Raw genomic sequence first — 12,231 nt, 5'->3', positions numbered from 1 at the left:
GGGCATCTCGGTTTCCCCCCCCCCCCCCCCGGCGCGCCGCCGCCCCGGGGGGGGGGTCCCCCCGGGCGCCCGCCCCCCCACTCCCCCCGCCCCCCCCCCCCCCCCCGCCCCGCCCCCCGGGGGGGGGGGGCCCCCTCTTCATGTCTCATCTCATCGGCAGCGAACCGGGCTTAGACGTTCCTGACCGCGATGACGGCGTTGTGTCCGCCGAAACCGAAGGAGTTGCTCAACGCGACGATATCGCCGGCAGGCAAGTCCCGGACCGATGTCACGACGTCAAGCGGGATCTCCGGATCCTGGTTCTCAAGGTTGATGGTGACCGGCGCCTTGCGCTCATAGACGGCCAGCACTGTCAGGACAGCCTCAACGGCGCCTGAAGCGCCCAGGAGGTGGCCCATCTGGGACTTGGTGGCGGAGACCGCGACATTGTCCACATGGGTCCCCAACGCGGCACGCAGGGCCGTGTACTCGGGCTTGTCGCCAACCGGGGTGGACGTGGCATGCGCGTTGACGTGGACTACGTCCTCAGCCTGGATCCGGCCATCAAACATGGCGGCCTTCAGGGCACGCGTTGCACCCAGGCCCTCGGGGTCCGGTGCCGTGATGTGGTACGCATCCGCAGTTACCGATGTGCCAGCGAGTTCGGCGTAGATGCGCGCTCCACGGGCGATTGCGTGCTCTTCGGCTTCGAGAACCAAAGCGCCGGCACCTTCGCCCATGACGAAGCCGTCACGGTCGATGTCGTAAGGGCGGGACGCGCGTTCCGGCTCGTCGTTGCGACGGGAGAGCGCCTGCATGGAGGAGAAAGCGGCCAAGGGCATCGGGTGGATGGCAGCTTCCGCGCCACCGCACACTACGACGTCGGCCTTGCCTGAACGGATGAGCTCCAGGCCGAGATGGAGGGCTTCCGTGCCTGATGCACAGGCTGAGACGGGAGTGTGCGCTCCAGCGCGGGCGCCGAGGTCGAGGCTGACCGCCGCCGCTACGCCATTGGGCATGAGCATTGGAACGGTCATGGGCAGGACCCGGCGGGGGCCCCTGTCCCTGAGGGTGTCCCAGGCATCCAGAAGGGTCCAGACGCCGCCGATGCCGGTGGCAAAAGCAACAGCCAGGCGGTCGTGGTCGAGGTCCTCGATCCCGGAGTCGGCCCAGGCTTCACGTGCTGCGATGACGCCAAACTGGGTGGATGGGTCCATACGCTTGGCCTCAACCCGGCTCAGGACCTCAAGGGCCGGCGTCGAGCACCGGGCAGCAAAGTGGACGGGGAGGTCGTACTTGGCCACCCACTCGTCTTCGAGCGTGCGGGCGCCGGAGACCCCTTTCAGCGCGTTCTGCCACATTGTGGGTACGTCGCCGCCGATGGGAGTGGTGGCCCCCAGACCGGTTATGACTACTTTGCGTGCCATGCGATCACTCTCTGTCGGATCAGCCGTTCCGCCTGCAGGGATTCACAGGGGAAGGCTACAAAATCTTTGGGCGTTACTGCGGCTGTGCCGGGCGCAAGGATAGGAATCCCGGCCCGGCACAGCTGGTGTCAGGACTAGGCCTGTGCGTTGGCGATGAAGCTGACGGCGTCGCCGACGGTCTTGAGGTTCTTGACCTCTTCGTCGGGGATGCGAACGCCGAACTTCTCTTCAGCGTTGACAACGATGGTCATCATGGAGATGGAGTCGATGTCCAGGTCCTCGGTGAAGGACTTGTCCAGCTCCACGGCTTCGGTGGCGAGGCCCGTCTCTTCGTTGACGATTTCAGCCAGGCCGGCCAGGATTTCTTCGTTGCTAGCCATTGTTGGCTCCTTTTCTTGTTGTACCGGCTACTGCCGGAAAGGGGGCAAACCGCGGGTTGCGGTTTGGGTTTGTAAGTCGTATTCAGTTGGCTGGAGGCTGCAGGCCAATCCAGGTCTACGGCAGAACTACTACCTGGGCGCCGAAGACCAGTCCGGCGCCGAACCCGATCTGCAGGGCCAGGCCGCCGCTCAACTCAGGGTTTTCCTGAAGCAAGCGGTGCGTTGCCAGCGGGATGGAAGCCGCGGACGTATTGCCCGCCTGGGCGATGTCGCGGCCGATGACAACGGATTCGGGAAGCTTGAGCTTCTTGACCATCTCGTCGATGATTCGCATGTTTGCCTGATGCGGTACAAACGCGGCGAGATCGGTGGCCTCGATGCCGGCGGCGTCCAAGGCCTGCTGGGCTACCTTTGCCATTTCCCAAACTGCCCAGCGGAACACAGTCTGGCCGTCCTGGCGCAGTGTCGGCCAGACGTCCTGGGTTGCCGAGAGAATGGCGGGGTCGTCGATTTCGTCGGAGTGGCGGGCCGATTCGCCCAGCTTCTTGACGTCTTCAAGGGAGTGGGTCATGCCAATGGCGTCCCACTTGCTGCCGTCCGAGCCCCACACCGAAGGCCCGATTCCCGGGGTGTCGGATGGGCCCACTACGACAGCGCCGGCGCCGTCGCCGAGGAGGAAGGAAATGGTGCGTTCGTGGTTGTCGATGACATCGGAGAGTTTCTCCGCGCCCACGACCAAAACGTACTCGGCTGCGCCGGAACGGACCAGGGCGTCGGCCTGGGCCACGCCATAGCAATACCCTGCGCAGGCGGCCGAGATGTCGTAGGCGGGTGCCGGCGTCGCGCCCAAACGATCAGTGAGTGCAGCGGCAGCTGACGGCGTCGCGTACGGGTGCGTCACAGTGGACACAATCACGGCGCCGAGTTGGGATGCTTCGATACCCGCCTGCTGGAGCGCCTCGCGTGCGGCGCCTTCGGCCATGTCGATGACGCTGACGTCAGCTGCTGCGCGGTGGCGTGTGATGATTCCGGTGCGTTGGCGGATCCATTCGTCCGAAGAGTCGATCCACTGGCAGACGTCGTCGTTGGTGACGATGACGTCGGGGCGGTAGGCGCCGATACCCAGGATGCGGGCGTTCTCGTTGACGGCAGCCTTGTTCAATACGGGAGTGCTCATGCTTGTCCCTCCAATTCGGCGAAGAGTGCGAGGGCCGCGGACAGGTCATCCGGGGTCTTGACGGCAACGGTCTTGACGCCGGGCATTCCGCGCTTGGCCAAGCCGGCGAGGGTGCCGGCGGGGGCAAGTTCGATGACCCCGGTGACGCCGCGCGCAACCAGCGTTTCCATGCACTTGTCCCAACGGACAGGGCGGGAGACCTGGGCGATCAGGCTGTCTACAGCGGCAGGTCCTCCGGTGACCTCCTGGCCGTCGTAGTTCGACAGCAGCGGTACAGCCGGATTCTGAGGAGACAGCGACGGCTTGAGGGATTCGAGCGCGCTGACGGCCGGAGCCATGTGCGAGGTGTGGAATGCGCCCGCGACCTTGAGGGGGATCACGCGTGCCTTCGCCGGGGGGTTGTCTGCGAGGACTTTGAGCTGGTCGAAGGTACCGGCGGCAACTGTCTGGCCTGCGCCGTTGACGTTCGCGGGAGTTGCGCCGGATGCCTCGATGGCCGCCAGGACCTCGGCGGGGTCGCCTCCGACGACAGCGCTCATCCCGGTGGGGGTCACTGCGGCTGCCGCGGCCATGCTGTTGGCGCGTTCCCGGACGAAGGTCATGGCTTCGGCCTCGGTGAGGACGCCTGCCAGGGCCGAAGCCGTGATCTCGCCAACGGAGTGCCCGGCGAGGATGACAGGAAGGGTGCTGAGTTCGACGTCGAACAAAGACTTGGCGGCTACGAGGCCGGCTGCAACAATCAGCGGCTGAGCCACCGCAGTGTCTTTGATGGTCTCTTCGTCCGAGGTGGTTCCGTGGGCCTTGAGGTCAATGCCTGCGATCTCGCTCAGGGAGGCCAATTGGCCTTCGACGGAAGGGAGTTCCAGCCAAGGGGCTAAAAATCCGGGGGTCTGGGAGCCCTGTCCAGGGCAGACGATTGCAAGCACGTATCCAGCTTTCCAAATTGCCACGTGATCCACTGGTGTTTTGGTACACCAAGCTCACTGGGTCAGTTTGTAGGAAGTCTACAACGGTTCAGTTCTGTGAACGCGACGCGTGACGTTCGGGGGCGGCTTTTGGTTGGGCCGAAAGCCTGCCGACTACCAAGGCGGTTTGCAGCACAAAAGCCTCCCTTGGAAGAAGCGGATCCCAGCCTGTGACGTCGCAGACACGCTTCAAACGGTAGCGCACAGTATTGGCATGGACGAACAGTTCACGGGCTGTGGCTTCCAGGGAGTGGCCCAGTTCGAGATAGGTGCCAAGGGTCTCCACCAAGCCATTCGAGGCGGCCAACAATGGCCGGTAGATGTTCTTGATCAGCGACCTGCGTGCAGCGTCGTCTCCGGAGACAACCCGCTCAGGAAGCAGGTCGTCGGCTGCAACGGGCCGCGGTGCCGAGGGCCACGCGCGGGCCGCCGTGAGCCCAGCGAATGCCGCCTGCGCGGAACTGCTCGCTTCAAGGAGCGACCCCGCCTCCGGCCCGTAAACAACGGCACCGGGGGCGAAAAGCTCACTGAGCTTGACGTACGCGGTGTCGCGGTCCTGCACACCACCAAGGATCAGGATCAGCCGGTCGCCTTGGATTCCCACCAAGGCATCCTCAGCGAAACGCCCGGCGGTTCGGCGCAGTTCGCTGACGTAGCTGGCGCTGGGCTCCGACGGCGAATTGCCCACCATTACTGTGAAGCGCTCCTGTGCCTTCCAGCCGAGGGCGGCGATCCGTGACCTGAGCGCGTCCGTGTTCTCGCCGCGCAGGATGGCGTCAACGATCAGCGCTTCAAGGCGGGTGTCCCAGGAACCGCGGGATTCGGCGGCCCTGGCGTATACGTCGGCAGCTGCGAAAGCCACTTCACGCGAATAGCGCAGGACGGCCTCCCGCAACGAAGGTTGGTCTGATTCCGGCGCGATGACAGGAACCTGGTCCTCGACGACTTCCACCACGATTCGGATCAACTGGAGGGCCTTTTGCAGGCTGATGGAGCGCGTCAGCTCGGTGGGGGCGTTTCCGAAGACGTCAGTCAGGATCCATGACGGCGAACTTGGCCGTTCGTACCACGTCACAAATGCGGCGATACCATTCTGCGCTACCAGTCCCAGCGCGGAGCGCTCATCGGAGCTGAGACGGCTGTACCAGGGCAGCGACTTCTCGAGTTGGCGCATGGTGCTGGTGGACAGCTGGCCCACGTTGGCGCGGAGTTGCCGCAGAGTTTCGGCCTTTTCAGGCGACAACGCCTGGGTTGCTGCCTTGCGCTTGGAAGTTGTTTTGCTTGGCTCTGCCATGGAATGAGCATACGGGCCATCCCGCGCAAGCTCCATTTGTGAGAAGGCTACAACTTGCGTTGTCGCTGGTCACATGGTCGGACGCGGCATCCCGCTTGGTTAAACCACGACGGCGGCCCCCACCTTTCGGTGGAAGCCGCCGTCGCGTTTACCGCTGGCTTAGCTCCGTTGCCGGACAGCGTCCGGCAACCAATACTTAGGCGTCGCCGCCTGCGCCGCCTGTGGTGCCGGCGTTCACATCCAGAAGCCGGTACTTATCGATGGCCTTCTCCAGGGCGCCTTCTTCAACTTCTCCCTTGGCGGCGAGCAGTTGGAGGGTTTTGGCGACGATGGAGTGGGTGTCGTTTTTGAAGTAGCGGCGGGCGGCTTGGCGGGTGTCGGAGAAGCCGAAGCCGTCTGCTCCGAGGGAGGCGAAGTCGTTGGGGATGAATTGGCGGATTTGGTCGGGGACGGCTTTCATGTAGTCGGACACGGCGATGACGGGTCCGGTGGTGCCTGCGAGTTGTTCGGTGATGAACGGGGTGCGGGCGGGTTGGCCGGGGTTGAGGAAGGCGTGTTCTTCGGCGGCGAGTCCGTCGCGTCGGAGTTCGTTCCAGGAGGTCACGGACCAGATGTCGGCGGCGACTCCCCAGTCGTCGTTGAGGATCCGTGCGGCTTCGAGGGCCCAGGGGACGGACACGCCGGAGGCGAGGATGTTCGCTTTCGGGCGGTTCGGGTCTCCTGTGGGGGCTTCGGCGAGGCGGTAGATGCCTTTGAGGAGTCCGTTGATGTCCAGGTTTTCGGGTTCGGCGGGTTGGGTGATGGGTTCGTTGTAGACGGTGAGGTAGTACATCACGTTTTTATCTGACGCAGTTCTGGTTCCTTGCGCGTCAGCGTCGGGTCCGTACATTTGTTCGAGGCCGTGGCGGATGATGTGGCCGATTTCGTAGCCGTAGGCGGGGTCGTAGGTTTTCACGGCGGGGTTGGTGGAGGCCAGGATGGGGGAGTGTCCGTCGGCGTGTTGGAGTCCTTCGCCGGTGAGGGTGGTCCGTCCTGCGGTGGCGCCGATGATGAAGCCGCGGGTCATTTGGTCCGCGGCGGCCCAGAAGGAGTCCCCGGTGCGTTGGAAGCCGAACATGGAGTAGAACACGTAGATCGGGACCAGGGGTTCGCCGTGGGTGGCGTAGGCGGTGCCGGCGGCGGTGAACGCTGCGACGGCGCCGGCTTCGTTGATGCCGGGGTGGATCAGTTGGCCTGCGGGTGATTCTTTGTAGGCCAGGACGAGGTCGCGGTCCACGGAGAGGTAGTTCTGGCCTTTGGGGTTGTAGATTTTCGCGGTCGGGAAGAACGCGTCCATGCCGAAGGTGCGGGATTCGTCCGGGACGACGGGCACGAAGCGGGCGCCGAAGTTTTTGTCCCGCATCAGGTCCTTGAGGAGCCGGACGAAGGCCATGGTGGTCGCGGCTTGTTGTTTCCCGGACCCGCGTTTGGCGACGTCGTAGGACTTCGCGTCCGGGAGGACCACGTCGGTGTGTTTGCGGCGGCGTTCGGGGACGAACCCGCCCAGTTCTGCCCGGCGGTCCATGAGGTATTTGATTTCCGGGGCGTCCATGCCGGGGTGGTAGTACGGGGGCCGGTAGAGGTCCGCGTCGAGTTGGTCATCGCTGATGGGGATGCGCAGGTGGTCACGGAAGGCTTTGAGGTCTTCCATGGTCAGTTTCTTCATCTGGTGGGTCGCGTTGCGGCCCTCGAAGTGCGGGCCCAGGCCGTAGCCCTTGACCGTTTTGGCCAGGATGACCGTGGGTTTGCCCTTGAATTCGGTCGCTGCCTTGTACGCGGCGTAGACCTTGCGGTAGTCGTGCCCGCCGCGTTTGAGGCCCCAGATCTGCTCGTCGTCCAAATCCGCGACCATGTCCTTGGTCTGCGGGGACTTACCGAAGAAGTGTTCACGGACGAACCCGCCGGACTCGGCCTTGTAGGTCTGGTAGTCACCATCGGGGGTTTCGTTCATGATCTTCACCAACGCCCCGTCGGCGTCGTTCTCCAGGAGGGTGTCCCATTCCCGGCCCCAGACGACCTTGATCACGTTCCAGCCCGCACCGCGGAAGAACGCCTCGAGTTCCTGCATGATCTTGCCGTTGCCGCGGACCGGTCCGTCCAGGCGCTGGAGGTTGCAGTTGATCACGAAGTTCAGGTTGTCCAGGTTCTCGTTCGCGGCGAGCTGGAGCAGGCCACGGGACTCGGGCTCGTCCATTTCCCCGTCACCCAGGAACGCCCAGACCTGCTGGTCGGAGGTGTCCTTGATGCCACGGTTCTGCAGGTACCGGTTGGACTGGGCCTGGTAGATCGCGTTCATCGGGCCGATACCCATCGACACGGTCGGGAACTCCCAGAAGTCCGGCATCAGGCGCGGGTGCGGGTACGAGGACAGGGCATGGCCCTCTTTGGACTTCTCCTGACGGAACCCGTCCAAATCCTCCTCCGTCAGGCGGCCTTCCATGAACGCGCGGGCGTACATACCCGGGGAGGCATGGCCCTGGAAGAACACCTGGTCCCCACCGGAGGGGTGGTCCTTACCGCGGAAGAAGTGGTTGAAGCCCACCTCGTACAGGGTCGCGGCACCGGCATACGTGGAAATATGCCCGCCCACCCCAATATCGGAACGCTGCGCACGATGCACCATCACCGCAGCGTTCCACCGCATGTACGCACGATACCGGCGCTCGAACTCCTCGTTCCCCGGGAACGGCGCTTCCTGGTCCACCGGGATCGTGTTCACATAATCAGTGGTCGTCACCATCGGCACACCCACCGACCGGGCACCAGCACGCTGCAACAACGAACGCATAATGTACTGGGCACGCTCGGTACCCTGCTCCGCGATTAACGCATCAAGGGACTCAATCCACTCCGCGGTCTCTTCCGGATCACGATCAGGCAGCTGGGCAGTCAACCCGCTGAGGATGTGTGAGGTCTCTTCTCCTGCAGCCACGTCCAACCTCTCTTCATTGAATGTCTGGGCGCTTGCTCTGTGGGGGCGCTCAAGGAATTTCGTATTGTGAGAATAAAATTCTGCAATTCGAGATTACGTCTGCGGATCGGCGGCGTCAACACGGATTGCGTAACCGAAACAGTCAACTGGGAAACCGTCGGCCAAGCAACCGAATGTGACCCTGCCTACATTCGTGACACCTTGACGGCGAGTGACCTGCGTCATAGAGTGTTTTCACTATTCAATAACTTGATTCCGCAATGTGGAATCAGTACGAAGTGGAGATCCACGATGCAGACGACTTCATCAGTCGGCGTCACTGGTACTCCGGGAGACGCACCAGCAGGTGGCCCCAACCACCCGGCCGTGGGCAACACGGACCTCTGCGCTATTGCTTCCGAAGCATCAGGCCGTATCATCAGCCCCAGTCTTTACAACATCGACCTCGCTCCCACTAAGGCCAAGGGCCGCAAGTGGACCAGTTACAGCATCTTTACCCTCTGGGCCAACGACGTCCACAGCCTGGGTAACTACGCCTTTGCCATCGGCCTGTTCTCCCTTGGCTTGGGCGGCTGGCAGATTCTGGTGGCGCTGGGAATCGGTGCCATCCTGCTCTTTGCCCTCCTGAATTTCTCGGGGTTCATGGGCCAGAAGACCGGCGTCCCGTTCCCGGTCATGAGCCGCATCAGCTTTGGTATCAGGGGTGCGCAGATCGCCAGCCTCGTCCGCGGCGCCGTTGCCGTGGCATGGTTCGGCATCCAGACATACCTGGCCTCGGTGGTCCTCCGGGTGATGCTGGTTGCCATGGCACCTGGCCTCAAGGACCTGGACAGCAACTCCATTCTTGGCCTGTCCACCCTGGGCTGGTTCTCCTTCGTGGCTCTCTGGATCGTGCAGTTGGTCATCGTCAGCTTCGGCATGGAGATGATTCGTAAGTACGAGGCTTTCGCAGGCCCGGTCATTCTTGTGACAATGGCAGCGATTGCCGTGTGGGTGTTCATCGAAGCCGGTGGCGCCATCCAGTGGTCCGGCATCAAGGGCCTTGAAGGTGGGGAAATGTGGCTCACCATCTTCGCCGGAGGTGCGCTGTGGGTGTCCATCTACGGAACCTTCGTGCTGAACTTCTGCGACTTCACGCGGTCCTCCACGTCCAAGAAGTCCATCGTCAAGGGCAACTTCTGGGGCATCCCCATCAACATGCTGGTCTTTGGCGCCATCGTCGTCGTCATGGCTGGCGGACAGTACAAAATCAATGGCACCGTCATCGAGAGCCCCTCGGACATTGTCCAGAGCATCCCGAACACCTTGCTGCTGGTCCTGGCGTGCCTCGCCCTGCTGATCCTGACAGTGGCCGTGAACCTGATGGCCAACTTCGTCGCTCCGGTGTACGCGCTGACCAACCTCTTCCCGCGGCACTTGAACTTCCGCAAGGCAGCCTGGGTCAGCGGCACCATTGGCTTGGTGATCCTGCCGTGGAACCTCTACAACAACCCGATCGTGATTGTGTACTTCCTGGGCGGGCTCGGTGCGTTGCTTGGACCGCTGTTCGGCGTGATCATGGCCGACTACTGGCTGGTCCGTCGGGGCAAGGTCAACGTGCCCGAGCTCTACACCGAGGACCCGAAGGGCGCGTACTTCTACAAGCGGGGCGTGAACCCAAAGGCGATCATCGCAATGATCCCGGCGGCAGCGATCGCCATCGCCATCGCCTTCATTCCGGCACTGGCACCCGCAGCACCGTTCGCTTGGTTTATCGGAGCAGGCGTAGCTGCGCTCACGTTCTTCGCGGTGGCTGACAAGAAGCAGCTCCATGAGGACGTCTCCGGCGAGCCGATCGCGGTCGCCAGCACTCACTGACACACCATTATCAAGGCGTCGCCCGTCCTCCAGCCAAGCAGATCCCAGCAACCGGATCCAGCGGAGGACGGGCATTGCCGTTGAGAGGAAACCCATGCGCATCCTTGTCGCAAACGTGAACACCACCCAGTCCATGACCGACTCCATCGCCGCCCAGGCCCGCGCGGCAGCAGCGCCCGGCACGGAGATTATCGGCATCACTCCGCGGTTCGGCGCCGATTCCTGCGAGGGTAACTTCGAAAGCTACCTCGCCGCGATCGCCGTCATGGACGCCGTGGTCAACTACCCGGAACCGTTCGACGCCGTCATCCAGGCAGGCTACGGCGAGCACGGCCGCGAGGGGCTCCAGGAGCTCCTGGACGTCCCGGTGGTCGACATCACCGAGGCCGCAGCAAGCACCGCGATGTTCCTGGGCCACAAGTACTCGGTGGTCACCACGCTTGACCGCGCGGTGCCCCTTATCGAGGACCGGCTCAAGCTTGCAGGCCTGGACACACGCTGCGCCTCCGTCCGGGCCAGTGGCATGGCCGTGCTGGAGCTCGAGGAATACCCGGAACGTGCCGTTGAGGCGATTGTGGGCCAGGCCGAGGAAGCAGTGAACGCAGACAAGGCCGAGGTCATCGTCCTGGGCTGCGGTGGGATGGCGGGACTCGACGACCAAATCCGGCAGCGAACGGGTGTTCCGGTGGTTGATGGCGTGGCCGCGGCTGTCACCATTGCCGAATCCCTGGTCCGTCTGGGCCTGTCCACGTCCAAGGTCCGAACCTACGCCACTCCGCGCCCGAAGACTGTCATAGGCTGGCCGATAACTGCAGCCCAGCCCGTCGCACACCAGCCGGCCGAAGCCGCGCACTGATCCATGCGCTGAACGCGCCACCCGAAAGGCAACCACATGACTGACTCAAGCGTGCCCGCAGACCCGAAGGTCGCCGTCGTGACCGGGGCTGGTTCGGGCATTGGGCGGGCGGTTGCCCGGCTGATGCTCGCCGATGGCTACCGGGTGGCACTGGCCGGGCGCCGCGCGGCGCAACTGCTGGAGACGGCAGGCGACCATCCGGACGCGCTTGCGGTCCCCTGCGATGTCACAGCGCCCGACGACGTCGCGCGCCTTTTCGCCGAGGTCCGCCAGCGCTGGGGCCGGGTTGATGTGCTGTTCAATAATGCGGGTATTTTTGGTCCGGCCGGGGACGTGGGCGAGATCGGCGTGGACGAGTGGGAAGCAACCCTGCGCGTCAATGTCACGGGTTCAATGTTGTGCGCTGCCGAGGCCGTGAGGGCCATGAAAGCCCAGGAACCGCAAGGTGGCCGCATCATCAACAACGGCTCCATCTCGGCGCACTCACCGAGGCCCAGATCCGTGGCCTACACCGTCACCAAGCACGCGATGACCGGCCTGACCAAGAGCATCGAACTCGACGGCCGGGCGTTCGGCATCACGTGCGGGCAGATCGACATCGGTAATACCCGCACGGAAATCATGGACACCATCGGCGTGGGCTCCGGCGCCCTCCAGGCCGACGGCAGCCGCAAGGTGGAGCCGATGTTCCCCGTGGACGACGCCGCCCGTGCTGTGCTGATGATGGCCAATATGCCGGCGTCGGCCAGTGTGGGATCCCTGGTGGTCACCGCCGCAGGCATGCCATTCGTGGGCCGCGGCTAGCGAGTTTTTGTACACATAACGCCCTCAAATCCGCCCTTTCCGGGCATTAGCTGTACAAAAACTCAGGTCTGACGCGAATGATCTGTGGATAACTCTCGGTCGCCTCGGTCGTTATGACTGAATGGGGCATGCGTCCGTTGTCTTCACTTCCTCCCGCGCTCTCTGACCAAGCCTTTACTCTGGCTGAGGCTGATGAATTCGGCGTTGCCCCGAAGAGGCTGCGGGCGTCGGACCTACTGGTGCCCAGCAGGGGACTCCGGCTGCCACTGCGAGTGCAGACGTTGCTGGAGGTTGCCCGGCCACATCTTGACCTCCACCGGGGCGATTTCCTTAGCCATATCAGTGCCGCGGAGGTTCTGGGCCTGCCGCTGCCTGCTTGGGCGCAATTCAAGCCCGACGACGGCGGCCCGGTTGCCGCCGGTGTGGAAACAATTACCAGGGGGGCAAAAAGCGGGCCCCCCGTTCGGGGGCCGGGGCGATTCAAGCATCTATACCGGCCAAGGGACGGATCCCTGCCTCGG

9 protein-coding genes are annotated in these 12,231 nt (G+C 63.6%); 3 read left to right on the top strand and 6 right to left on the bottom strand.

Features of this window, described 5'->3' with window-relative positions; all coding sequences use genetic code 11:
* Positions 1-170: 170 nt before the first annotated feature.
* From LN996_RS22250 to aceE, 6 genes are all read right to left on the bottom strand, one after another.
* The gene (locus LN996_RS22250) at positions 171-1,406 is read right to left on the bottom strand and encodes a beta-ketoacyl synthase (RefSeq protein ID WP_231343257.1); all 1,236 of its coding nucleotides are present in this window, start codon (positions 1,404-1,406) and stop codon (positions 171-173) included.
* A 134-nt stretch (positions 1,407-1,540) separates the two neighbouring features.
* On the bottom strand, positions 1,541-1,786 hold the full coding sequence (locus tag LN996_RS22245; RefSeq protein ID WP_011692310.1) for an acyl carrier protein: 246 nt from the start codon (positions 1,784-1,786) through the stop codon (positions 1,541-1,543).
* Between the two features lie 115 nt (positions 1,787-1,901).
* Entirely contained in the window at positions 1,902-2,963 is a 1,062-nt protein-coding gene (locus LN996_RS22240) for a beta-ketoacyl-ACP synthase III (protein WP_231343255.1), read from the bottom strand.
* Complete coding sequence (locus LN996_RS22235; RefSeq protein ID WP_231343253.1) at positions 2,960-3,889, bottom strand: ACP S-malonyltransferase; 930 nt, start codon at positions 3,887-3,889, stop codon at positions 2,960-2,962. Before LN996_RS22235 ends, LN996_RS22240 begins: the two co-directional genes overlap by 4 nt.
* 88 nt (positions 3,890-3,977) lie before the next feature.
* Positions 3,978-5,222 carry a CdaR family transcriptional regulator gene (locus LN996_RS22230; protein WP_231343251.1) on the bottom strand — a complete coding sequence of 415 codons (1,245 nt, stop codon included), beginning with the start codon at positions 5,220-5,222 and terminating at the stop codon, positions 3,978-3,980.
* 196 nt (positions 5,223-5,418) lie between these two features.
* Positions 5,419-8,193, bottom strand: a complete 2,775-nt coding sequence (gene aceE, locus LN996_RS22225) for a pyruvate dehydrogenase (acetyl-transferring), homodimeric type (RefSeq protein WP_231343249.1) — start codon at positions 8,191-8,193, stop codon at positions 5,419-5,421.
* Between the two features lie 291 nt (positions 8,194-8,484).
* Between aceE and LN996_RS22220 the strand changes: the two genes are divergently transcribed.
* From LN996_RS22220 to LN996_RS22210, 3 genes are all read left to right on the top strand, one after another.
* Positions 8,485-10,050, top strand: a complete 1,566-nt coding sequence (locus LN996_RS22220) for an NCS1 family nucleobase:cation symporter-1 (RefSeq protein ID WP_231343247.1) — start codon at positions 8,485-8,487, stop codon at positions 10,048-10,050.
* 94 nt (positions 10,051-10,144) lie between these two features.
* Positions 10,145-10,906, top strand: a complete 762-nt coding sequence (locus tag LN996_RS22215) for an aspartate/glutamate racemase family protein (protein WP_231343245.1) — start codon at positions 10,145-10,147, stop codon at positions 10,904-10,906.
* 36 nt (positions 10,907-10,942) lie between these two features.
* Positions 10,943-11,710 (top strand): SDR family oxidoreductase, encoded by a 768-nt coding sequence (locus LN996_RS22210; protein WP_231343243.1) that lies wholly within the window; start codon positions 10,943-10,945, stop codon positions 11,708-11,710.
* Positions 11,711-12,231 lie beyond the last annotated feature (521 nt).

This window comes from Arthrobacter sp. AK01 (genome assembly GCF_021109375.1).
Classification (GTDB): domain Bacteria; phylum Actinomycetota; class Actinomycetes; order Actinomycetales; family Micrococcaceae; genus Arthrobacter.
Note: the sequence above shows the minus strand (reverse complement) of the source record. Positions and strands in the feature narration are given on the sequence as shown.

Bases quoted from the DNA above. Each gene is read 5' to 3' on its own strand.
- LN996_RS22250 (WP_231343257.1), bottom strand. From the start codon at position 1,406: ATGGCACGCAAAGTAGTCATAACCGGTCTGGGGGCCACCACTCCCATC.
- LN996_RS22230 (WP_231343251.1), bottom strand. From the start codon at position 5,222: ATGGCAGAGCCAAGCAAAACAACTTCCAAGCGCAAGGCAGCAACCCAG.
- LN996_RS22210 (WP_231343243.1), top strand. From the start codon at position 10,943: ATGACTGACTCAAGCGTGCCCGCAGACCCGAAGGTCGCCGTCGTGACC.
- LN996_RS22220 (WP_231343247.1), top strand. From the start codon at position 8,485: ATGCAGACGACTTCATCAGTCGGCGTCACTGGTACTCCGGGAGACGCA.
- LN996_RS22240 (WP_231343255.1), bottom strand. From the start codon at position 2,963: ATGAGCACTCCCGTATTGAACAAGGCTGCCGTCAACGAGAACGCCCGC.
- LN996_RS22215 (WP_231343245.1), top strand. From the start codon at position 10,145: ATGCGCATCCTTGTCGCAAACGTGAACACCACCCAGTCCATGACCGAC.
- LN996_RS22245 (WP_011692310.1), bottom strand. From the start codon at position 1,786: ATGGCTAGCAACGAAGAAATCCTGGCCGGCCTGGCTGAAATCGTCAAC.